We start from the raw sequence: 21,479 nt of genomic DNA, 5'->3' as shown, positions 1-21,479 counted from the left end.
GGCGGAGTTCCAGCCTCGGCGCGCTCTCGCCTATCCGCGCCCGGATCAGCGCAGGGCGCGGCGCAGGCGCAGCGCGTTGGTGACCACGAAGACCGACGAGAATGCCATCGCGCCCGCCGCCAGCATCGGTGACAGCCCGGGCCCGCCGAAGGGCACGAGGATGCCCATCGCGACCGGGATCAGCGCGACGTTATAGGCGAAGGCCCAGAACAGGTTCTGCCGGATGTTGCGCATCACCGCGCGCGACAGTTCCAGCGCCATCGCGACGCCGTTCGGGTCGCCGCGCATCAGCACGACCTCGGCGGCCTCGATGGCGACATCGGTGCCGGTGCCGATCGCGAGGCCCACGTCGGCAGCAGCCAAGGCAGGCGCATCGTTGATGCCGTCGCCCACGAAGGCGACCGGGCCGATCTGGCGCAGGCTTTCGACCGCGTCGCGCTTGCCGTCGGGCAACACTTCGGCCTCGATCCGGTCGATGCCGAGATCGTGGCCGACCGCTTCCGCAGTGGCGCGCGTGTCGCCGGTGACCATCGCCACCTGCTTGCCCGCCTTGTGGAGGGCGTCGACCGCTTCGCGCGCCTCTGCCTTGATCGGATCTGACAGCGCCATCAGGGCGACGGGGCGGTCGTCGAGCGACATCCAGACCGGGGTTCGGCCTTTCGCGGCTAGCCCCTTCGCGCGTTCGGCGAAGGGGGTGATATCGGCCCCAGCTTCTTCCATCGCACCGGCATTGCCGATCCAGAGCTTGGCGCCTTCGGCTTGCGCGCGCAGCCCCTTGCCGGACAACGCCTTGACGCGTTTGACAGGCGCGTGGGGAATGCCGCGCGTCTCGGCCTCGGCGAGGATCGCACGGGCCAGCGGGTGTTCCGAGCGCGCCTCGGCGCCAGCGGCCAGCGCGAGGATTTCCGTCTCGGGCAGATCGGCGAGCGGTTCGAGATCGGTGAGGGCAGGGTGGCCTTCGGTCAGCGTGCCGGTCTTGTCGAAGCCCACGACTGCGACTTCCGAGAGCCGTTGCAGCGCGTCGCCACGGCGGAACAGCAGGCCCAGTTCGGCGCCGCGCCCGGTGCCCACGAGGATCGAGACGGGCGTCGCCAGACCCATCGCGCAGGGGCAGGCGATGATCATCACCGAGATCGCCGCGACGAAGGCATGCGAAAAGCCCATGCCCGCGATCATCCAGATCGCGAAGGTCAGGAGCGACAGCGCCATGACTACGGGCACGAAGACGCGGGTGACCTTGTCGACCAGCGCCTGCACCGGCAGTTTTGCGCCCTGCGCGGCTTCGACCATCGCGATGATCCGCGACAGGACGGTGTCGCCGCCGGTCGCGGTGACGCGGTAGCTGAGTGCGGATTCGCCATTCACGGTGCCGCCGGTGATCGGATCGCCTTCGGTTTTTGCGACGGGGACCGGCTCGCCGGTCAGCATGCTCTCGTCGATATGGCCGGCGCCCTCGGCGATCACCCCATCGAGGGCTACGCGCTCGCCGGGGGCGAGCAGAAGGATGTCGCCGGGCACGAGTTCCTCGATCGGACGTTCCTCGACACCATTTTCGGTCTGCACGCGCGCAGTTTTGGGCTGCAGACCGATCAGCCGCGAGATCGCCTCGCCTGCGCGGCCCTTGGCGCGCGCCTCAAGCCAGCGACCCAGCAGGATCAGCGTGACGATGGTCGCCGCCGCCTCGAAATAGACGCCGCGCGCGCTCTCGGGCAGAAGGCCGGGCGCAAGTGTGACGAGGGCGGAATAGACGAACGCGGCGAGCGAGCCCATCGCGACGAGCGAATTCATCTCGGGCGAGCCGCGCAGCAGGGCCGGGACGCCGATGCGCAGAAAGACGCGGCCGGGGAACGCCAGCACCAGCGCGGTGAGGATCATCTGCACCCACCAGCTTGCTTCGATCCCGATCGTATTGGCGATCAGGTGATGCATGCCGGGGATCATATGCGCGCCCATCGCGAGCACGAAGACCGGTGCGGTCAGCGCGAGCGCGGTCAGGAACTGACGCTTGAGCTGGCGCGCCTCCTGCATCTGGCGCTCGGCTGCGCTGGGGCCGTTGGCCATCTCTTCTTTCAGACGGCCCGGATAGCCCGCCTGGTCGAGGGCCGATTTGAGGCTTTCGAGATCGGCAGGCCCGTCGAATTCGACATGCGCACTGCGCGCCATCAGGTTGGCCGAGGCGTTCTGTACGCCGGGTTGTGCCATGAGTGCGCGTTCGACCCGACCGGTGCAGGCCCCGCAATGCATGGCGTCGATGATAAAAGTGGCTTCGCTCATAGGGCGTTATCTGATCCTGCACGGGGCTGCGGTCAAGCGTCGCGCGACATATGCAAGCAATTGAATTTGTCGTGAGTAACTGTTATATCTTCTGACAACGTAACCTTTTTCGTGGAGTGCCCTCGAATGAACCTCGACCGTGCGATTTTTGCCTTTGCTGGCGTGATGATCCTGATCTCGCTGCTGCTGGCCGTTTATGTCTCGATGTACTGGCTGTGGTTCACCGCCTTCATCGGCGCGAACCTGCTGCAATCGGCTTTCACCGGCTTCTGCCCGGCGGCGATGATCTTCGGCAAGTTCGGCATCAAATCGGGCTGCGCTTTCGGTAAGTAATCGACAAAGCGGCAACGATTGGCGCTGGCCTTTTTCTGACCCGAGACCAAATTCTTGAGAGGGTGGGGCGGCTTTGCTAGCCTCGCCCTTGGTTTGTGTCGAACGCTTTGCCGGGAGACGCCGCAGGATTTTGCAGGAGTTTGATAATGGATCGCCGCGCTTTTCTTCTCTCGCTGGCCGCCTTGCCCTTCGCAAGCCTGCCCGCCTTTGCCGCAACCGAACCCGCGCAAAGCGTCGAGACCGGGCCGGCCAAGCGCTGGCCGATCGGCTCGCAATATTACCCAACGAAAGTGGCGGTGAAACCGGATCTGCCGGTGGGCTCGATCATCATCGTTTCGGATAAGTTCTTCCTTTATCACATCACCGCGCCGGGCGTGGCGATGCGTTACGGCGTGGCCGTGGGCAAGGATGAGCTGAAGTTCCGCGGCACCGCGACGGTGGCGCGCAAGGTCAAATGGCCGAGCTGGACGCCCACCCGCGAGATGATCGAACGCAATCCGGCCTACAAGAAATACGAGGACGGCATGAAGGGCGGGCCGCAGAACCCGCTCGGCGCGCGGGCGATGTATCTGTATCAGAACGGGCGTGACACGGCGATCCGCATCCACGGCACGACCGAACCGGGTTCGATCGGGCACGCGGTCTCGAACGGCTGCATCCGGATGGTGAACGATCATGTCATCGATCTGTTCAACAGCGTTCCCGTCGGCACGCAGGTCACTGTCTACTGATGAAACTTACCTCGATTGCCGAGGTCGCCGCGCTCGATTTCGACACGATCATCGACGTGCGCTCACCTTCGGAATTCGCCGAGGATCATATCCCCGGCGCCATCAATCTGCCCGTGCTCGACGATGAGGAGCGCGCCCGCGTTGGCACGATCTACAAGCAGGTCGCGCCTTTTGACGCGCGCAAGATCGGTGCCGCGCTGGTGGCGCAGAACGCAGCCAAACATCTGCAGGGTCCGCTGGCCGATAAGGAGGGCGGCTGGCGGCCGCTGGTCTATTGCTGGCGCGGCGGGCAGCGTTCGGGGTCGTTCGCGACGATCCTCAAGCAGGTCGGCTGGCGCGTGGAGCTGGTCGAGGGCGGCTACAAGGCTTTCCGGTCGCTGGTGGTGGAGGCCGGGCTTGCCGCGATGCCCTGTCCCGTTGTCGTTCTCGACGGAAACACCGGCACCGCGAAGACCGACATCCTGAAAGCCGCGCGGGCGCAGGGGGCGCAGGTCATCGATCTGGAGGGGCTCGCCAATCATCGCGGCTCGCTCTTCGGGGCGATGGAGGGTGGCCAGTCGAGCCAGAAGGATTTCGAGTCGCGGCTGATCATGGAGATCGCAGCGCTCGATCCGGCGCGGCCGGTGCTGCTGGAGGCGGAAAGCTCCAAGATCGGTGATCTGCAACTGCCCGCCGGAATCTGGGCCGCGATCAAGGACGCGCCGCGCCTGCGAGTGCGTGCGCCGCTGTCGGAGCGGGCGCAGTATCTCGCGCGGGCCTATGCGGATATCACGGCGGATGCCGATCGGCTGCTGGCGGTGCTCGATCAGCTGCGGCCCTTCCAACCCGCCGAGCGGATCGCAGCGTGGCAGGCACAGGCCACGGCGGGGGAATATGCGGCGCTGGCGGGCGAGTTGATGCGCGACCATTACGATCCACGATACGAGAAGCACCGCGCGCGCCATGTGGAGCGGGAGCGGGTGATCGAGGCGGACAGCCTCGCGCCGGAGGCGATCGAGGGGCTGGCTGCGCAGGTGGTGAAAGAGGCGCAGGAGATGGCGGAGCGCTGAGGGGCGTGACCCTTGGTGCGGGCGACCAGCCCGGGCCGCGCCCGACCCTCCCCCCCCCGGGAGGGCGCATTGGTGATGTCATCGCGAGTAGGAATGTCGTCCGGACTTGCGTGATAAAGCGCCAAGCCACCGACCGGTCAAAGCGCCCACCCAAGGCTCGGGCGCGTCCCTTTTCTCACCGCACCCGCAGGAACGCCGGACCCTCCGCAATCACGCCGATCTGCGCGGCGCGGTAGCCTGCTGCTTCCAGCTTTGCCAGAACCTCCGCAGCCCGCGCTGCGGGCACGCTCGCCAGCAACCCGCCCGAGGTCTGCGGATCGTGCAGCAGCTCCGTGCGTGGCCCCGGTGGTGCAGTCATCCGGCCCGCGCAATTGGCGATGTTCTGCGGCAGAAGCGTCGAGTGCTCGCCTGCTTTGGCCAAAGTCTCGGCCCCGTCGAGCAGCGGGATCGCGGTAAGGTCCAGTTCTGCAGAGACGCCCGATGCCTCGCACAGCCCCAGCAGATGCCCCGCGAGGCCAAAGCCCGTCACATCCGTCATCGCAGAGGCTATGGGCGCGAGGATCGCGGAGGCCTCGGCAGAGCTGCGCCCCATGCTCTCCAGCGCGCCTGCGACCACCTCGCCCGGCGTGTGTTTCGCCATCTCGGCAGCGAGGATCACGCCCGTTCCAAGCGGCTTCGTCAGGATCAGCACCTCGCCGGGCGTCGCGCCGTCTTGGCCCAAAGGTCGTTGCGTCAGCCCGGTCACGGTGAAGCCCAGTGTCAGCTCCGCGCCCATCGAGGTGTGACCGCCGACGAGATCGCAGCCCGCGTCGCGGAAAGCCTCGGACGCGGCTCCCAGCATCTCGCGCAGGGCCCGCGCGCCCAGTTCCTCGGATTGTCGGGGCAGGGTGACTTGGGCGAGAGCCGCCTGCGGGGCCGCGCCCATCGCCCAGGCGTCGCTCATCGCATGCAGCGCCACGATCCGGCCCAGCAGCCACGGGTCCTCTGTGAAGGCGCGGACGTGATCGGTGGTGAAGACCTGCGTCTGCGTGCCGCAAGACAGCACGGCGGCATCGTCGCCCGGACCGCTCAGCACATCGCCGCGCGCGGGCGCAGGCAGATCGGACAGCGCCTCGCGCAGCGCCTGACCGCCCAGCTTCGCGCCGCAGCCGCCGCACATCGGTTTGCTGCCCAGCACCTCCGCGATCCCCTGCGCATGCTCGCGGGGCAGGGGCGGCGTCGGCATCGCGGGCAGATCGTGGACCTTCGCCATGAACTTGCGGTCGATGTGGTCCTTCCAGCGCCAAAGCCATTTTCCGTTCAGCGGCAGGCCCCATTTATCGGCCACCGCCTGTTTGCTGCCCGTGGAGATCAGCTTCAGATAATCGCGCTGCGGCTGATAGGTCTTCATCACCCCGCCTGACGCCGCCGCACGCAGGTTGGCGAAGAGCGGCTTCGCTTCGCGCACCGCATAGACGCCCGCCTTGGGGCGCGGCGCGTGGCTGAGATGGGCTACGTCGCCTGCGGCGAAGATCGCGGGGTCAGAGCTTTGCAGCGTCGGGCCGACCGTGACGAAGCCGTCGGTCAGATCGAGCCCGGTCTCGGGCAGCCAGTCAGCGGGTTTCGTGGCGCCTGTGCCGATGATGAAATTGGCCTCCGCCGTGCGGCCGCCTTCCAGCAGAAGCCGCCCTTTTTCCGCGCCGATCAGCGCCGCGTCGGTCTCGATGGTCACGCCGAGCCGCGCACAGTGCTTCAGCATCGCGTTCCGAGCGCCGGTGCCAAGCGCGCGCAGCGCCTCGGGGGCTGCCTCATAGACCGTGACCTGCGCTTGCGGCAGACGGTGGGCGCAGGCCATCGCGAGCTCCACCCCTGCCACGCCGCCGCCGACCACGGCGATCTTCGGCGACTCGGGCGGATTGGCTGCGAAAGCGTCCCAGGCATCGGCGAAAGCGTCGAGCGGTTTCGCAGGCACCACATGGTCGAGGAAGCCCGGCAGTTGCGGCATCTCGGCCGTGATCCCGATATCGATCGAGGCCACGTCATAAGCGATCGGCGCGCGCCCCGGCACTTCGATCAGCTGCCGCGCCCGGTCGATTCCCGTTGCGCGCCCCAGAACCAGCCGCGCGCCCGCATGCCGTGCGAGCTTCACCAGATCGAGTTGCAGCTCGTCGCGGGTATAATGCCCCGCCACATGGCCCGGCAGCATTCCCGAATAGGCAGCGGAGGGCGTTGGATTGATCACGGTCAGCCGCACACCCGGCAACGGGTTCATCCCCCACATCCGCAGCACCAGCGCATGGGTATGACCGCCCCCGATCAGAACGATATCGCGTGTCAGGGGCAGGGCAGGGGCGGCGTGCATGGTCTCTCCTTTTCCCCTCATGCCTAGCCTTTGCGCGCGGCTTCGCCAATTCCCAATATGCCGCAGCGAAATGGGGGCAATTTTCCCGCAAAACGTCCTTGACTGGACGATCCGCTTTGCCTAGTTAGCCCCCCAGTGGCTAGGTAGCTCAGCTGGTTAGAGCACACGACTCATAATCGTGGGGTCGGGGGTTCAAGTCCCCCCCTCGCCACCACTCCTCCCCCTCTTTCGGGAGAGATGCGAAAAGGGCGCCCCGCAGGGCGCCCTTTGCTTTTGTCTCTGGCTCAACCTCAGTTCGAGGCGGTGCGCAGAAGATCGGTGATCCGGCGCACCACGGCGCGGCGGTTGGCTTCCGAGGCACCTTCGGTCTGCACCTTCAGGTCCTGTTCGCCATAGCCCTGCACCACGAGGTTCTCGGCGGGCACGTCGAAATACTCGCTCAGAGCCAGCGCAACCGATTCCGCGCGACGGTCCGAGAGCGCGAGGTTGTAGGCGGCGCTGCCGACCGCGTCGGTATGGCCTTCCACGAGGAACAGCTCGCGCGGGTTCTCGTCGATGCGCTGCTGGATCGCCTGACCCAAAGCCGAAAGGGCCTGCGCCTGATCGGGCTGGATCGCGGAGGAACCGGTCTCGAAGTTGATGTTCTCGACCGAGATCGCCGGGGCGAGATCGCGAACCGGGGTGATGTTGCGCACCTGCGAGAGTGTGAAGGTACGGTCGATGCCGCTCTGACGGGTCAGCGCATCGCGCAGAGCCTGCTCGTTGCTGGACGAAACCGTCGCGACGGGCTTGGGCTTGGGAAGCGCCGAGACGTCGACCGGGTCGGCGCCGCGCGCGTCGTCGACCAGCAGGTACTGCGTGCCGTCGGGCTGGACCAGCGTGCGCTTCAGGATCTGGCGCTGGGCGTCATAGACGGTGACGATCTGGCTACCATCGGGCTTGGTCACGATCGTGCGCGACGAGCCGTCCGCATAGTCCTGCGTGCGAATCTTCGAGCCGGGCTGACGCAGCAGCGCGTTGTCGTCCTTCACCAGCTGGTAGGAGCCGTCGGGCTGTTGCACCACGACGCGGTCGCCCGAATTCACGGCCACTTTCGAGCCGTTGTTCAGGATCGCACCCACGGCGAGCGCACCAAGGCCCGAGAGCGCGGCGGTTTCCAGCGTGCTCAGACGGTCTTTCTTTTTCTTCTTCGACGAGTCGGTTTGCGCGGTTGCCTGCGCCTGAGCGTCGGGCTTGGCGTCGACCGAGGTCGAGAAGTCTTCGGATGCGCTGCGCGCGGTCTCTTCGGTCACCGTCTCTTCGGTGGCATTGGCGGTGTCGGTGCTGTCGGTCGGCGCGTTGAGCGCCTCGTTCTGCACGGCTTCGCCTTCGATCGCGGCTTTCGTATCGGTCAGCGCGTTCTCCAGCAGCTTCGTCGCCTTGGTGGCCGCCGTGTCTTGGCTTGCCTGCTGATCGGTTTCGGCATTTGCGGTCGTGTCCGCGCTGGCCGAGCCGTCTGCCGTCGCGTCGGCATTGGCAGCCTCTTCCGGCTGGATCACCTTCGGTTCGACTTCGGAGCCGGACCCGCCATTGCCTTCCTGCACGACCTGCGTGTTGGAAGTGGTGTCCGTTGAGGTCTCGCCTGCAGGTTTCGCCTCGGGCTCTGCCGTCGCGGTGCTGTCCGCTTGGGCCTCCGAGTTCTGTATCGCGTTTTCGGTGGTGTGGGTCACCGGGGCAGGGGCGTCCTGCGAGGTGGTGTCGGGGCTGAGCGTGTTCGTCGCTTCGGCATCCGTCTGGCCGTCGGCCGCGGTGGTGGCATCGGTCGAGCCATCAGCGGTCGCGGTGGTCGAGCCATCGGTTTCAGCCGTAGCGGAGCCATCGGTTTCTGCGGTGGTCTCTGCGGTGGTATCCGCCGAGGTCGAGCCATCGGTGTTTGCGGTAGCCGAACCGTCGGTCTCTGCCGGTGCCGCAGCATCGGGCTGCGCGTCGGTCGCTGCCGCGTCGGTCTCGGTAGAGGCATCGGTATTGGCATCCGTCGTCGCAGCGGCGGCCGCGTCGGCGTTGGTATCGGTGCCCGTGGTCTCGGATTGAGTGGTCACATCCGCGCCGCCTTCGACTGCGGCTTTCGCGCTGGCGTCGGGGGTGTCACCGCTCGCAGCCGGGTCCTGGTCGGCGGGCGGGGCTGCGCCTTCGATCGCGGCTTTTGCGGCCTGATCGGCTTCGCTGTCGCTCATCGGCGCGTCGGCATTCGCCGGATCGGTGCCTGCCGCAGCTTCGGCGGAGCCATCGGCATTTGCCGCGTCGGCCTCGCAATCGGCTTTCGCCTTATCCATCGGGGTGCCATCGGCGACCGCCTTCGCGATGCATTCAGCGGCGGCGGTATTGCTATCCTGGGCAAGCGCACTGAACGGCAGGATCGCCGGGCTCAGCGCGGCAAGGCCGGCAACGAGCGCAGTGGTCGTCTTCAACGTCTTCATGTCGTCTCCCTTTCATGCGGCATCTGGCCGCGTATCGGGGGTCCAAACGTTTCACGAGGCTGTGTGTTCCGGCGTCCACTTGTTCATCGGCGTGAATCAGCACGGGGCGGACCCGCAGGCCCGCCCCGTGATTTGGGAAGAAAAATCTATGCCGGTTCGGCTTAGTGGGTCTTCTTGACCGCTTTCAGCTTGTCGATGCCCAGCATCTTCATCGCGGTCTTCTCGTAGAACGGCTCCGAGGTGCCCTTGCGCAGTTTGCGCATGAAATATTTCTCGAAACCGATCTTGGCGAGGTGGACCCATTTGCCCTGGCTCGACCAGTTGACGTTGCGCGGCGGAAGCTGCGGCTGGGCCACGAAGGCGATGCCGCTGTCGCCGAAATCGGCCAAGCAAATCGCGTTCCAGGTGCCGGTCTCGTCGGGTTCCTGACCACGTACGATGTTGCCGAGGTTATGCGCGGTGGCGGTGACCATCGACTCGATCATGAAGCCGGTTTTCGGCACGCCGCAGGGCACCGGGGTCGGGCCCATCGGCGGGATCGCGATGCCGACGCCGATCCCGAAGACATTCGGGTATTTCGGGTTGCGCTGGTGCTTGTCGACGATGACGAAGCCGCGCGGGTTCACGAGACCTTCCAGCCCCATGACCGCCGGGATGCCGCGGAAGGGCGGCAGCATCATCGAGTATTTGAACGGCATCTCATGGGTCGCCTTGACGGAGCCGTCATCGGCGATCTCTTCGACATGCATCACGCCGTCTTCGACCTTCTTCACGCGCGACGAGGTCATCCACTTCATGTGCTTGTCGCGCATCGCGCCTTCGAGAAGGCCCTTGGTGTCGCCGACGCCGTCGAGGCCGAGATGGCCGACGTAAGGCTCGGAGGTGACGAAGGTCATCGGCACTTGATCGCGGATCTTCGCCCGGCGCAGCGCGGTGTCGAGGATGAAGGCGAATTCATAGGCTGGGCCGAAGCACGACGCGCCTTGCACCGCGCCCACGATGATCGGGCCGGGATCTTCGCAGAAGCGCTTGAAGGCGGTGCCGGCATCCTCAGCGTGATCGACATGGCAGACCGAATGGGTGAAGCCGTCGGGCCCGAGCCCTTCGATCTCGTCGAAGGCGAGTTCAGGGCCGGTGGCGAGCACGATGTAATCGTAGGAAACCTCGCGGCCATCCTCCAGCTCGACCTTGTTGTCATCGGGGTGCAGGCGCTTTGCCGCGACCGGAATGAACTTGATGTTCTTCTTCTTCATCGTCGGTTCGAGATCGACGGTGATGTCCTTGCGGTCGCGCCAGCCGACGGCGACCCAAGGGTTGGAGGGCACGAAGTGGTACTTCGGGTCCTTGGTAATGACGGTGATTTCGTCTTCCTTGCGGACTTGGTCACGCAATTCATAAGCCATGATGGCGCCGCCAAGACCTGCGCCCAGCACCACGATATGTGCCATTTTGTTCCCTCCCGTTACCCGGTCATCAACTTGTCACGTCTAACTCGATAGATGCAATTGTTTGAATGTGTCAAGAAGACCCGCCTTTCAAATCCTGCGACGAATCAGCCTGTGGAACAAGTCTGACGCTAACGTGAAGTGAAAAGACACTTGCGAAACAACGAAAAAGGGCCGGCGCGCGGCCGACCCTTTCCCATTCGCATCAGTAGGACTGACTTACTTCGGCGGTTCTGCCGTGATCCCCTCGACGTAGAAGGTCATCGAGTGAAGCTGATCGTCGGTCGCCATTTCGCCATCGGCGAGGAAGGCCGTGCCGTCCTGCTTGTTCAGCGGGCCGGTGAAGGGATGGACCTTGCCCGAGCCGATATCTTCCTTGAGCTGCAGCGCCTCTTTCTTGACGTCGTCCGGCACGGCCGAGGAGACCTCGCCGATCTCCACCATGCCGCTGTCGATGCCGCCCCAGGTGGCTTCCGACTTCCACGAGCCGTCCATGACCGCACCGACGCGCTCGATGTAATAGGGCGCCCAGTTGTCGATGGTCGACGCGACGCGCGGCATCGGTGCGAAGCTCGACATATCCGAGGCCTGACCGAAGGTGATGACGTTGCCGGCTTCCTGCGCCTTGGCTTGCGGCGCGGTCGAGTCGGTGTGCTGCAGCAGCACGTCCACGCCATCGGCGATCAGGGCTGCGGCCGCGTCGGCCTCTTTCGCCGGATCGAACCAGGTGTAAGCCCAGACCACCTTCATCTCGACGTCGGGGTTCACCTTCTTCGCGGCCAGATAGGCGGCGTTGATGCCCTGATAGACCTCGGGGATCGGGAAGGAACCGATATAGCCGATTTTGTTGGTCTTGGTCATGCGACCGCCGATCGTGCCCTGAATGGCGCGACCCTGGTAGAATTTCGCGTCATAGGTCGCGACGTTGTCAGCGAGCTTGTAGCCGGTGGCGTGCTCGAATTTAACGTCGGGGAATTTCTTGGCGACGTTCATCACCGCGTCCATGTAGCCGAAGGAGGTCGCGAAGATCAGCTTGTTGCCGTCCAGCGCCAGCTGGGTCAGCGCGCGCTCGGCATCGGGGCCTTCCGGCACGTTCTCGATGAACGAGGTCTTCACCTTGTCGCCGTATTTCTCTTCGATCGCCTGGCGACCTTGGTCGTGCTGGTAGGACCAGCCCATGTCGCCGACGGGACCGACATAGATGAAGCCGATTTTCAGCGGCTCGTCAGCGGCGAAAGCCGGGACGCCGACGCCCGCGACGACGGCCGTGGCGGCGGTGGTTTTCAAAAAGGATCTGCGGTTCATCGCGTTACTCCAAGTTGGGTGGCGGGCCTCTTGATGGGGCCCTTCGAGAGATGCCTCAGCTCGAGGCGTGGAAAGACTTGCCGAGGCTGGCAGGGGCGGCCTGCACGCCGTGGCGGTGAATGGCGGACAGGATGACCAGCACCACGATGGTGATGACATAAGGGGCCATCGAGAGGATATGCACCGGGATCGCGTAGCCTGCGGCCTGCAATTGCAGCTGCAGCGCGGTGATGCCGCCGAAGAGGTAGGCCCCCAGCAGCACCCGCCACGGGCGCCAGCTTGCGAAGACCACGATGGCCAGAGCGATCCAGCCCGCGCCTGCGGTCATGCCTTCGGTCCATTGCGGCACGCGCACGAGGCTGAGATAGGCGCCGCCCAGACCGGCCAGCGCCCCGCCGAAGGCCAGCGCGGCGAAGCGCACGGCGACGACGCGGTATCCCAGCGCGTGGGCGGCATCATGGCTCTCGCCCACCGCGCGCAGGATCAGCCCGGCGCGGGTGGAGCGCAGCACATACCAGACCACCGCGACGAGCATCAGCGAGAGATAGACGATCCAGTCATGCGAGAACAGGATGCGGCCCAGAACCGGAATATCCGAGAGCGGCCCGAAATCGATCTTGGCGGTCGGCGGCGGGCGCACACCCTCGTAGCCCTTGCCGATCAGCGCGCTCAGGCCGAGCCCGAACAGCGTCAGCGCAAGGCCCGTCGCAACCTGGTTCGACAGGAGCTTCTGCGTCAGGAAGGCAAAAAGCGTCGCCAGTAAGGCTCCGGCGATCGCGCCCATCAGGAAGCCCAGAACCGGGCTGCCGGTGGCGACGGCGGCGGCGAAGCCTGCGACCGCGCCCATGATCATCATCCCCTCGACGCCAAGGTTGAGCACACCTGATTTCTCGGCGACAAGCTCGCCGGTCGCGGCCAGCAGAACCGGGGTCGATGCGCCCATCAGCGTCGCCGTCAGGGTGATGATATCGATGCCGCCCACGATCATAGTGCGCCTCCATGTCCCCAGAACAGAACCGGCCCCCAGGCCAGATAGCCGCCGACGAGGCCGACGATGAGCCCGGCCACAGAGGCGTAACGCTCGCGTCCATGCAGGGTGGGGCGGCGGGGCTCTTCGCTGTCGGGGCGCGCGCCGATGCGGTAGATCACCGCCCGCGAGGCTCCCAGCGCCAGCTCGAACACCACCATCATCACCACGCCGATCACGACGAAGGCCCAGAACGCCTGAGCCACGGCGAGCAGGTAGTAAAGGCCAAGCCCCATGACGGTGCCGCCAAGGAAGATGATCATCAGGCGCAGCGAGGGGAGTTTCTGCGTCATGCCGCGACCCTCCCGAAGCGGATGCGGAAATTGGTCAGCACGTCGAAGGCGAGCAGGAAGAACAGGAGCATCCCCTGAAAGACCTGGATCGCCGCCGAGGGCAGGCCGAGCATCAACTGCGCCATGTCGCCGCCGATATAGGTGAGCGCCATCAGGAGCCCCGCCAGCAGGATGCCGATCGGATGCAGGCGGCCAAGGAAGGCCACGATGATCGCAGTGAAGCCGTAGCCCACGTTGAAACTGTCGGTGATCTGTCCCGAGGGGCCGGAGACCTCGAACATGCCCGCAAGCCCTGCGAACGCGCCGCCCATGCCAAGCCCGAGCATCACCAGCCGCGCCGGAATCACACCTGCGAAGCGCGCAGCCCGCGGAGCCTCGCCCGCGACACGGATGCGGAAACCGGTGATATGGCGGTGCATCAGGCCGTAGGTGAAGATCACCGCGATCAGCGCTGCGACGACGCCCCAATGCATCCCCGTGCCTTCGATCAGCTCGTGATTGAAGGCCGAGGGGAACTCTTGCAGGTTGCGCGAGCCGGGAAAGCCGAAGCCCTCAGGGTTCTTGAGCGGGCCGAAGGCCATATAGGCCAGCAGGTTCTCGGCCACATAGACCAGCATCAGAGAGACGAGAATTTCCGAGGTGCCGAACAGCACCTTCAGCACCGCCGGGATCATCGCCCAGAGGAAGCCGCCAAGCGCGCCCAGCACGATCATCGCCGGGAACAGCCAGTGGCTTTCGGCGGGGTACATCTTCAGCGCCAGCCATGCCGAGAACAGCGCGCCCATGATGTATTGCCCTTCGGCGCCGATATTCCAGATGCCCGCGCGAAAGCCTACGGCGAGCCCGCAGGCGATCAGGATCAGCGGCCCGGCCTTGACCAGAAGCTGTGGTAGGAAATATTTCCAGTTGGGTCCGAACAGAGGATCCCAGAAGATCACGCGAATCGCCTCGACCGGGTGTTTGCCCAGTATCGCGAAGAGGATGCCGCCCGCGATCATGGTGGCGATCACGGCGAGGAGCGGGGTCAAGTAGGACCAGAATTGCGACGGGGTGGGGCGCCGGACGAGGGTGATCATACCGCGGCCTCCTGCATCCCGTGCGCACCGCCCAGCATCATGCCGATCTCTTCGATCGTCAGCCCTTGCGTCGGGCGCGAGGCGCTCAGGCGGCCTTCGTTCAGCGCCGAGAAGCGGTCGGAGATTTCCATAAGCTCATCGAGGTCCTGACTGATCGCGATCACCGCAGCGCCTTTTGCTGCGAGGTCCAGCAGCGCCTGCCGGATCGACGCGGCGGCGGCGGCATCGACGCCCCATGTCGGTTGGTTCACCACCAGAACGGCGGGGTTTTGCAGTACCTCGCGGCCGATCACGTATTTCTGCAGGTTGCCGCCCGAGAGCGCGCGGGCCGCGACATGCGAACCCGGCGTGCGCACGTCGAAGGCCTGAATGATCTCGTCGGCGAAGGTCTTCGCAGCCCCCTGATCGACAAATCCGTTGCGCGTTAGCGGCTTGCGCATCGTCCCGGTGAGGATCGCGTTCTCGGTCAAGCTCATCGCGGGGACGGCGGCATGGCCCAGCCGTTCCTCGGGCGCAGCCAGCAGCCCCTTCGCGCGGCGGCCGTTCGGCCCGAGCCCGGAGATATCCTCGCCCATCAGGCTGACCGTGCCGGGGGCGGAGGGCCGCTCGCCCGACAGGGTCGCCAGCAGTTCTTCCTGACCGTTGCCCGCGACGCCGCCGATGCCCAGCACTTCGCCCGCGCGCAACTCCAGGTTTAGATCCTTCAGCGAAGGGCCGAACTGCGACAGCGGCGCGAGCGACAGGCCCGAGACTTTCAGCACGACATCGCCCAGCTTGCGCTCGGCCCGGTCGGTGACTTTCAGCTCCGCGCCGACCATCAGTTCGGCCAGCTCGCGTGCGGTTTTCTCGCGCGGATTGCAGCTCGCCACCACCTTGCCCGCGCGCAGGATCGTCGCGCCTTCGCAAAGCGTGCGGATCTCTTCGAGCTTGTGGCTGATATAGAGGATCGCAGTGCCCTCGGCCGACAGCTTGCGCAGGGTGTGGAACAGGATTTCCACCTCCTGCGGCGTCAGCACCGAGGTCGGCTCGTCCATGATCAGAAGCTTGGGGTCCTGCAGCAGGCAGCGCACGATCTCGACGCGTTGACGCTCGCCCGCGGAGAGGTCGCCGACCAGTCGTGCGGGGTCCAGCGGCAGGCCGTAGGCGGTCGAAATCTCGCGGATACGCTTGGCAAGCTGGCGCATCGGCGGCGGGTTTTCCATGCCAAGGGCCACGTTCTCGGCGACGTTGAGCGCCTCGAAAAGCGAGAAATGCTGGAACACCATCGCGACGCCCGCAGCGCGTGCGGCGCGCGGATCGGCGGGCGCGAAGGACTGGCCCGCGAAGTGCATCGTGCCGGAATCGGGCTTCACCAGCCCGTAGATCATCTTCACCAGCGTCGATTTGCCGGCGCCGTTTTCGCCCAGCAGGGCGTGGACTTCGCCCGGACGCACCGAGAAGCCGACGCCGTCATTGGCCACGACACCAGGATAGGCTTTCGTCAGCCCGTCGATCTTGAGCAGCTCCGTCACCCGGCGCGTTTCCCTTTCCCCGTCGCCGCTTGCGCGGCGTTCAGCTCTTTCACTAGCCCGGTCGCTACCCCAAGGGCAATGGCTTGAGGATGCTTCCCCAAGGTCGGATCGCCTATCGGGCAGGCAATGCGCGAAATTTGTGCATCCGAATGCCCGAGCGCGGCGAGGCGCTTGCGGAAGCGGACCCATTTGCTGTCCGACCCGATCAGGCCAAGCCCGCCGAAGCCATGGGCGAGCAGCCGGTGACAAAGCTCCAGATCGAGAGAATGTGAATAGGTCAACACGAAGTGGCGGGCCTCAGTTGGGGCGAGGGAAACCAGATCCGCCGGGTTCTCGGCGATCAGCGGTGTGACGCCCTCGGGTATCATGTCGGGAAACCGCTCCGCCCCGCTATCGGCCCAGGATAGGGCGAGACCGGGCAGGGGGCTCAGCGCGCCGATCAGCGCACGACCGACATGGCCAGCCCCCCAGACCCAGACGGGCGTAGCGGGCGGCGCGACCCGCTCGATCAGCCAGTTCTCGACCAGCAGCGGCGGCGTCTCGCCGCGATCACGGGCGCGGGCCAGCGCGCGGGTGACGGCCAGCGGCTCGGGCGTACCCGGCGCCAGTGGACGGGCGTGCCAGTCGCCGGTGATCTGCGCGACGGTGGTCTGGTCCATTCGCTCGTAGCCCAGCACCACGGCCCCGCCGCAGCATTGGTTCATCGCGGGGCCCAGCGGGACTTTCTCGATCCCCGTCAGCCCGCCCCGCGCCTTCGCGATGGCGGAGAATTCCAGCGCGCCGCCGCCGATCGTGCCTTCGACATGATCCGCCCAGACAAGCATCTCCGCCCCGCCTTCGCGCGGGGTGGAGCCTTGGGCGCGCGCGACCACGACGCGGGTGAACGGGCCGCGGTCTGCCGCGCGGGCGAGGGCTGCGGGGTCGAGGCTCATGCGTCCCCCCTTGCCCGGTGCACGGCAGCCAGAACCGCCTCGGGCGTGGCGGGTGCTTGCAGATCGGGCCAGTGCGGGCCGCAGGATTTGCAGGCGTCCTGCAGCGCGAGGAAAGCCGAAATCGCCAGCATGAAGGGCGGCTCACCCACCGCCTTGGAGCGATAGATCGTGTCCTCGCGGTTCGGCTCGTCCCAGAGCGCCACGTTGAAGATGCGCGGGCGGTCCGAGCAGGCGGGGATCTTGTAGGTCGAGGGCGCGTGGGTGCGCAGACGCCCCTTGTCGTCCCAGACCAGTTCCTCGGTCGTCAGCCACCCCGCGCCCTGCACGTAGCCGCCCTCGATCTGCCCGATGTCGATGGCTGGGTTCAGCGAGGTGCCTGCATCGTGCAGGATGTCGGTGCGCAGGATGCGGTTCTCGCCGGTCAGCGTGTCGATCACCACCTCGGTCACCGCCGCGCCATAGGCGAAGTAGAAGAACGGGCGGCCCTGACCCTTGATCCGGTCCCAGCTGATTTTCGGCGTGGCGTAGAAGCCCGTCGAGGACAGCGATACCCGCGCCTCGTAAGCGAGCTTCACCAGCTTCGCGAAGGGCAGGGCATGATCGTCCGCGCGCACCTCGCCATCGGCAAACGTCACGTCTTCCACCGCAGCGCCCGCGCTTTCGGCCATGAAACCCGCCAGCCGCGCCTTGATCGTCTCGCACGCGGCCTTCACCGCCATGCCGTTCAGATCGGCCCCGGAGGAGGCCGCTGTCGCGGAGGTGTTGGGCACCTTGTCGGTGGCCGTCGCGGTGATGCGCACATCCTCATCCGTGACGCCGAAGACCGAGGCCGCGACCTGACAAACCTTGCGATGCAGGCCCTGACCCATCTCGGTCCCGCCGTGGTTCAGCTGGATCGAGCCGTCGGCATAGACATGCACCAGCGCACCCGCCTGGTTCAGCTGGGTCAGCGTGAAGGAGATGCCGAACTTCACCGGCGTCAGCGAGATGCCGCGCTTCAGGGTCGTATTGGCGGCGTTCCACTCAGCCACGCGGGCCTTGCGCGCCGCGAACTCGGCAGATTGCTCCAAACGCTCGGTGATTTCGGGCAGGATGAAATCCTCGACCGGCTGGCCGTAATGCGTGCTCTGCCCGCCCTCGGGGTCGTAGTAGTTGCGCTTGCGCAGATCGAGCGGATCGATCCCCATCACATGGGCGAGGTGATCGAGCGCGGCTTCCGTGCCGATCATGCCCTGCGGGCCGCCGAAGCCCCGGAAGGCCGTCGCGCTTTGGGTATTGGTGCGCAGCCGGTGGCTCTCGATCTTCACATTCGGCAGGTAATAAGAGCTGTCGGTATGCAGCATGGCGCGGTCGCAGACCGGCAGGCTCAGGTCCGGCGACCAGCCGCAGCGGGCGAGATGGGTGAACTCGGCCGCGACGATCTTGCCCTCGGCATCCGCGCCGAGCCGGTATTTGATCCGGAAATCATGGCGCTTGCCGGTGATGACCATGTCGTCGTCGCGGTCGTAACGCATCTTGCAGGGCCGCCCGGTGGCACGTGCCACCACCGCGCAGGCGATGGCAAGCGCATTGCCCTGGCTCTCCTTGCCGCCGAAGCCGCCGCCCATCCGGCGCATCTCCACCCGGACGTCATGCATCGCGCAACCGAGCGCGTCGGCCACCTTGTGCTGGACCTCGGACGGGTGCTGCGAGGAGCAGCGGATCACCATCCCCTGATCGTCGGGCAGCGCGAGGGCGGCCTGACCTTCGAGGTAGAAATGTTCCTGCCCGCCCATGTCGAAACTGCCTTCGACGATATGCTCGGCCTGCGCGAAGCCCTCGGCGGTATCGCCGCGCGCCCAGGTGACCGGGCCGCCTTCGAAATGGCTGTTCGCGTCGAGCGCCTCATCGACCGTCAGGATTGCCGGGCGGGGCGCATAGTCGATCTTCGCCAGCCGTGCCGCCTTGCGCGCCGCATGATGGCTGGTCGCTGCGACGACGAAGATCGGCTGGCCGACGAAATGCACGACGCCTTCGGCCAGAACCGGTTCGGGCTCGGGCGCGGGCGAGGCATTGTTGGCAAACGGCATGTCCTTGGCCGTCAGCACCGCGACGACACCGGGCGCTGCGCGCACCGCGCTCAGATCGAGCGAGGCGATCTCGGCATGGGCCTCGGTCGAGAGGCCGAAGGCAAGGTGCAGCGTATTGCCGGGGCAGGGGATGTCATCGACGTAGCGCGCCGCGCCGGTGACATGCAACTGTGCGGAATCGTGGGGTTTCTTGGTGCCGACGCTCATGGTTGCACCTCCAGAATGGAGAGGGCGCCTTGGGCATTGCGGACGTATCGGATCAGCATCGCCTTGGCCGCCTCCATCCGGTAGGCATCCGAGGCGCGCATGTCGGTGAGCGGCGTGAAGTCCTGCTCCAACGCGGGCAGGGCGGCCGTGATCGCCTCTTCGGTGAAGGGCTGACCTGCCAGCGCGGCCTCCAATGCTGAGGCGCGTTTCGGGATACCCGCCATGCCACCAAAGGCGATACGCGGAGCGCCGATCTTGTCGCCATCGCGCGGGATATTCAGCGCGCCGCAGACGGCGGAAATGTCCTGATCGAAGCGTTTCGACAGTTTGTAACAGGCCAGATCGGGCGCGGATTTCGGGAAGCTGACGCTTTCGACGAATTCGCCGGGCGCGCGGTCCTGTTTGCCGTAGTCGAGGAAGAAATTCTCCAGCGGGATCGTGCGGCGCGCCTCTCCCTTGCGCAGCGTCAGCTCCGCGCCCATCGCGATCAGCACCGGCGGGCTGTCGCCGATGGGCGAGCCGTTCGCGATATTGCCGCCGATGGTCGCCGCCTGTCTCACCTGTTCGGAGGCGAAACGGCGGAGCAATTCGGCAAAGCTCGGGAGCGTGTCGCGGATCGCTTCGCGCAACGCGGCCAAGGTGACGCCCGCGCCGACGATGTAGCGGTCGTCGGTTTCCTCGATGCTCTGCAGGTCCGTGCAGTTGTTGAGGAAGGCGACCTCTTTCAGCTCGCGCAGCTGTTTCGTAACCCAGAGACCCACATCGGTCGCGCCCGCGATTAGCGTGGCGTCCGGATGGGCGAGATACCACTCCGCCAGCGCATCGGCGCTATCCGGCAGGAAGACGTGATCGGCCTTTGGCGCGACATCTGTCAGATCAGGAACCGTGTCATGCATCCATGCGGGCACGGCCTCGTTCTGCGCAGCCTCGGCGGCGCGGATGATCGGCGCGTAGCCGGTGCAGCGGCACAGGTTGCCCGCCAGCAGATCGTCGTGATCCGTGCGTCCGTTGAGATGCCCCGCAGCCATCGAGGCGATGAAACCGGGCGTGCAGAAACCGCATTGCGAGCCGTGATGATCGACCATCGCCTGTTGAACGGGGTGCAATTCACCCTTCGGCCCGGCGACGCCCTCGACGGTGCGCAGCGCGCGGCCGTGCAAATGAGGCATCATCATCAGGCAGGCATTGAGCGGTTTGGCGCCCTCCGCGTCGGTCACGATGACCGAGCAGGCCCCGCAATCGCCCTCGTTGCAGCCCTCCTTGGTGCCGGTCAGCCCCTCGGCGCGCAGCCAGTCGAGCACAGATTGCGTCGGATCGGTAAGTGCCACCGTCCGGGTTTCTCCATTGAGAAGAAACGTGATCTCCATACGAAAAATCCGCCGCCTTACCAGTCGTCCCTGCGGTCCCCCTCGATGCGGCGTAGAACGGGACCGGCCCAGCAAAGCCGATGCAGGCAGGCTTTGGCAAGGGATTCGCGGCTGCGCGTTGCCCGAAACTTGATCCGGTGATCAAGAATTGGGCGTTCAGCCGCGCTCAATGGCTTCAGCGATCTCGGCCATCTGCCTCGCGACGGTGCCCCAACCTTCATGGAAGCCCATCTCCTCGTGGCGTTTGACGCTTTCCGCGCTGCCATGCCGGGCGATGACATTGTATTCGCAGCCCTCCTCGGTCTCGATGAAGTTCAGATCTGCGGTGAAAAAGGGTTGTGCCGAAGGACGGAAATCGGCGCTTAGGCAATCGGTGAAGACGAGCCGCTTTGCCGGTTCGACGATCAGGTAACAGCCCTCGGATTCGATCTCGCCGTACTCTTCGAAGACCATCTTCGTGTAGAACGCGCCGCCTGGGCGGACGTCGAGCTTGGCGTCGACCGTCTTGCCGGGTCTCGGAGCGAAGAACTGTTTCAGCAACTCTGGTTCGGTCCAGCAGCGATAGACCGTGGCGGGGCTGGCGGCCACGCGCCGGGTCAGAGTCAGGTCGAGTTCGGTTGTCATTGCGCATCTCCCTTCGTGTCATGCTCCAAGGCCTCTGCCAGCGTATCGAGCCGGTCGAGGCGGTCCTCCCATTGCCGGCGCAAGGTGGCCAGCCAGTCTTCGGCGGCGCGGACCGGCAGCGCCTCGATCCTCGCCATGCGCACGCGACCGCGCTTTTCGGTCACGATCAGCCCGCCGTCTTCCAGCACCCGCAGGTGGCGCAGAAAACTGGGCAGCGCCATCTGATGCGGCGCGTGCAGGTCGGAGACCGAAGCGGGCCCCTGCGTCAGCCGCTCCAGCACCGCGCGGCGGGTCGGGTCGGCCATGGCGGCGAAATAGCGGTCGAGTGCCTGTGTGTCGAAATGCTTAGCCATGTGGCTAACTGTTTGCGTATTGCCGATTCGAGTCAATGGTTAGTCTGATCGCTAAGTTTTTCCCGCTTTCTGCAGCGCGCCCGACC

The 21,479-nt window shown here is 65.8% G+C and carries 17 protein-coding genes and 1 tRNA gene; 4 read left to right on the top strand and 14 right to left on the bottom strand.

The annotated features are described in order from the left end of the window. Positions 1-45: 45 nt before the first annotated feature. Positions 46-2,274: a heavy metal translocating P-type ATPase gene (locus tag BMI88_RS10040; protein ID WP_078548243.1), complete on the bottom strand. Its 2,229-nt coding sequence runs from the start codon at positions 2,272-2,274 to the stop codon at positions 46-48. Positions 2,275-2,400: 126 nt separating this feature from the next. Between BMI88_RS10040 and BMI88_RS10035 the strand changes: the two genes are divergently transcribed. The 3 genes from BMI88_RS10035 (at position 2,401) to mnmH (ending at position 4,387) form a co-directional block, all read left to right on the top strand. After that, the gene (locus BMI88_RS10035; protein WP_078520385.1) at positions 2,401-2,607 is read left to right on the top strand and encodes a DUF2892 domain-containing protein; all 207 of its coding nucleotides are present in this window, start codon (positions 2,401-2,403) and stop codon (positions 2,605-2,607) included. A 146-nt stretch (positions 2,608-2,753) separates the two neighbouring features. Further along, the gene (locus BMI88_RS10030; protein WP_078520384.1) at positions 2,754-3,338 is read left to right on the top strand and encodes a L,D-transpeptidase; all 585 of its coding nucleotides are present in this window, start codon (positions 2,754-2,756) and stop codon (positions 3,336-3,338) included. After that, positions 3,338-4,387 (top strand): tRNA 2-selenouridine(34) synthase MnmH, encoded by a 1,050-nt coding sequence (mnmH, locus tag BMI88_RS10025; protein WP_078548241.1) that lies wholly within the window; start codon positions 3,338-3,340, stop codon positions 4,385-4,387. Before BMI88_RS10030 ends, mnmH begins: the two co-directional genes overlap by 1 nt. A 175-nt stretch (positions 4,388-4,562) precedes the next feature. Here the strand turns inward: mnmH and selD are convergent, their stop codons facing one another. Next, positions 4,563-6,728, bottom strand: coding sequence for a selenide, water dikinase SelD (gene selD / locus BMI88_RS10020; RefSeq protein ID WP_078548239.1), 2,166 nt, complete (start codon positions 6,726-6,728; stop codon positions 4,563-4,565). Positions 6,729-6,865: 137 nt separating this feature from the next. On the opposite strand from selD, the gene BMI88_RS10015 reads away from it, so the two are divergent. Beyond that, positions 6,866-6,942: transfer RNA gene (locus tag BMI88_RS10015), tRNA-Met, on the top strand. A gap of 76 nt (positions 6,943-7,018) precedes the next feature. Here the strand turns inward: BMI88_RS10015 and BMI88_RS10010 are convergent. The 12 genes from BMI88_RS10010 to BMI88_RS09955 all read right to left on the bottom strand — a co-directional run bounded on the left by BMI88_RS10010 (position 7,019) and on the right by BMI88_RS09955 (position 21,393). Further along, the gene (locus BMI88_RS10010) at positions 7,019-9,184 is read right to left on the bottom strand and encodes an OmpA family protein (RefSeq protein ID WP_078548237.1); all 2,166 of its coding nucleotides are present in this window, start codon (positions 9,182-9,184) and stop codon (positions 7,019-7,021) included. A 161-nt stretch (positions 9,185-9,345) separates the two neighbouring features. Further along, a complete protein-coding gene (locus tag BMI88_RS10005; protein ID WP_078548235.1) occupies positions 9,346-10,632 on the bottom strand; it encodes an FAD/NAD(P)-binding oxidoreductase in 1,287 nt (428 codons plus the stop codon). A 216-nt stretch (positions 10,633-10,848) separates the two neighbouring features. Continuing rightward, positions 10,849-11,934, bottom strand: a complete 1,086-nt coding sequence (locus tag BMI88_RS10000) for a BMP family ABC transporter substrate-binding protein (RefSeq protein ID WP_078548233.1) — start codon at positions 11,932-11,934, stop codon at positions 10,849-10,851. 55 nt (positions 11,935-11,989) lie between these two features. Continuing rightward, positions 11,990-12,922, bottom strand: coding sequence for an ABC transporter permease (locus tag BMI88_RS09995; RefSeq protein WP_078548231.1), 933 nt, complete (start codon positions 12,920-12,922; stop codon positions 11,990-11,992). Beyond that, entirely contained in the window at positions 12,919-13,254 is a 336-nt protein-coding gene (locus tag BMI88_RS09990) for a hypothetical protein (protein ID WP_078520377.1), read from the bottom strand. Before BMI88_RS09990 ends, BMI88_RS09995 begins: the two co-directional genes overlap by 4 nt. Continuing rightward, positions 13,251-14,330, bottom strand: a complete 1,080-nt coding sequence (locus BMI88_RS09985) for an ABC transporter permease (RefSeq protein ID WP_078548229.1) — start codon at positions 14,328-14,330, stop codon at positions 13,251-13,253. The genes BMI88_RS09990 and BMI88_RS09985 overlap by 4 nt, the downstream gene beginning before the upstream one ends. After that, a complete protein-coding gene (locus BMI88_RS09980; protein WP_078548227.1) occupies positions 14,327-15,841 on the bottom strand; it encodes an ABC transporter ATP-binding protein in 1,515 nt (504 codons plus the stop codon). The genes BMI88_RS09985 and BMI88_RS09980 overlap by 4 nt, the downstream gene beginning before the upstream one ends. Further along, positions 15,838-16,773 carry a xanthine dehydrogenase accessory protein XdhC gene (gene xdhC / locus BMI88_RS09975; protein ID WP_078548225.1) on the bottom strand — a complete coding sequence of 312 codons (936 nt, stop codon included), beginning with the start codon at positions 16,771-16,773 and terminating at the stop codon, positions 15,838-15,840. Before xdhC ends, BMI88_RS09980 begins: the two co-directional genes overlap by 4 nt. After that, complete coding sequence (gene xdhB / locus BMI88_RS09970) at positions 16,770-19,049, bottom strand: xanthine dehydrogenase molybdopterin binding subunit (protein WP_078548223.1); 2,280 nt, start codon at positions 19,047-19,049, stop codon at positions 16,770-16,772. The genes xdhC and xdhB overlap by 4 nt, the downstream gene beginning before the upstream one ends. Continuing rightward, positions 19,046-20,416 (bottom strand): xanthine dehydrogenase small subunit, encoded by a 1,371-nt coding sequence (gene xdhA, locus BMI88_RS09965; RefSeq protein WP_078548221.1) that lies wholly within the window; start codon positions 20,414-20,416, stop codon positions 19,046-19,048. The genes xdhB and xdhA overlap by 4 nt, the downstream gene beginning before the upstream one ends. A 156-nt stretch (positions 20,417-20,572) precedes the next feature. Next, positions 20,573-21,040 carry an SRPBCC family protein gene (locus tag BMI88_RS09960; RefSeq protein WP_078548219.1) on the bottom strand — a complete coding sequence of 156 codons (468 nt, stop codon included), beginning with the start codon at positions 21,038-21,040 and terminating at the stop codon, positions 20,573-20,575. Continuing rightward, entirely contained in the window at positions 21,037-21,393 is a 357-nt protein-coding gene (locus tag BMI88_RS09955; RefSeq protein ID WP_078548217.1) for a metalloregulator ArsR/SmtB family transcription factor, read from the bottom strand. The genes BMI88_RS09960 and BMI88_RS09955 overlap by 4 nt, the downstream gene beginning before the upstream one ends. Positions 21,394-21,479: the final 86 nt, after the last annotated feature.

It is taken from the genome of Thioclava sp. F36-6, assembly GCF_002020305.1.
In the GTDB taxonomy this organism is placed as follows: Bacteria; Pseudomonadota; Alphaproteobacteria; order Rhodobacterales; family Rhodobacteraceae; genus Thioclava; species Thioclava sediminum.
Note: the sequence above shows the minus strand (reverse complement) of the source record. Positions and strands in the feature narration are given on the sequence as shown.

Excerpts from the sequence above, each read along its gene's own strand:
- BMI88_RS10040 (WP_078548243.1), bottom strand. The coding sequence starts at position 2,274 with ATGAGCGAAGCCACTTTTATCATCGACGCCATGCATTGCGGGGCCTGC.
- BMI88_RS10035 (WP_078520385.1), top strand. The coding sequence starts at position 2,401 with ATGAACCTCGACCGTGCGATTTTTGCCTTTGCTGGCGTGATGATCCTG.
- BMI88_RS10030 (WP_078520384.1), top strand. The coding sequence starts at position 2,754 with ATGGATCGCCGCGCTTTTCTTCTCTCGCTGGCCGCCTTGCCCTTCGCA.
- mnmH (WP_078548241.1), top strand. The coding sequence starts at position 3,338 with ATGAAACTTACCTCGATTGCCGAGGTCGCCGCGCTCGATTTCGACACG.
- selD (WP_078548239.1), bottom strand. The coding sequence starts at position 6,728 with ATGCACGCCGCCCCTGCCCTGCCCCTGACACGCGATATCGTTCTGATC.
- BMI88_RS10010 (WP_078548237.1), bottom strand. The coding sequence starts at position 9,184 with ATGAAGACGTTGAAGACGACCACTGCGCTCGTTGCCGGCCTTGCCGCG.
- BMI88_RS10005 (WP_078548235.1), bottom strand. The coding sequence starts at position 10,632 with ATGGCACATATCGTGGTGCTGGGCGCAGGTCTTGGCGGCGCCATCATG.
- BMI88_RS10000 (WP_078548233.1), bottom strand. The coding sequence starts at position 11,934 with ATGAACCGCAGATCCTTTTTGAAAACCACCGCCGCCACGGCCGTCGTC.
- BMI88_RS09995 (WP_078548231.1), bottom strand. The coding sequence starts at position 12,922 with ATGATCGTGGGCGGCATCGATATCATCACCCTGACGGCGACGCTGATG.
- BMI88_RS09990 (WP_078520377.1), bottom strand. The coding sequence starts at position 13,254 with ATGACGCAGAAACTCCCCTCGCTGCGCCTGATGATCATCTTCCTTGGC.
- BMI88_RS09985 (WP_078548229.1), bottom strand. The coding sequence starts at position 14,330 with ATGATCACCCTCGTCCGGCGCCCCACCCCGTCGCAATTCTGGTCCTAC.
- xdhC (WP_078548225.1), bottom strand. The coding sequence starts at position 16,773 with ATGAGCCTCGACCCCGCAGCCCTCGCCCGCGCGGCAGACCGCGGCCCG.
- xdhB (WP_078548223.1), bottom strand. The coding sequence starts at position 19,049 with ATGAGCGTCGGCACCAAGAAACCCCACGATTCCGCACAGTTGCATGTC.
- xdhA (WP_078548221.1), bottom strand. The coding sequence starts at position 20,416 with ATGGAGATCACGTTTCTTCTCAATGGAGAAACCCGGACGGTGGCACTT.
- BMI88_RS09960 (WP_078548219.1), bottom strand. The coding sequence starts at position 21,040 with ATGACAACCGAACTCGACCTGACTCTGACCCGGCGCGTGGCCGCCAGC.
- BMI88_RS09955 (WP_078548217.1), bottom strand. The coding sequence starts at position 21,393 with ATGGCTAAGCATTTCGACACACAGGCACTCGACCGCTATTTCGCCGCC.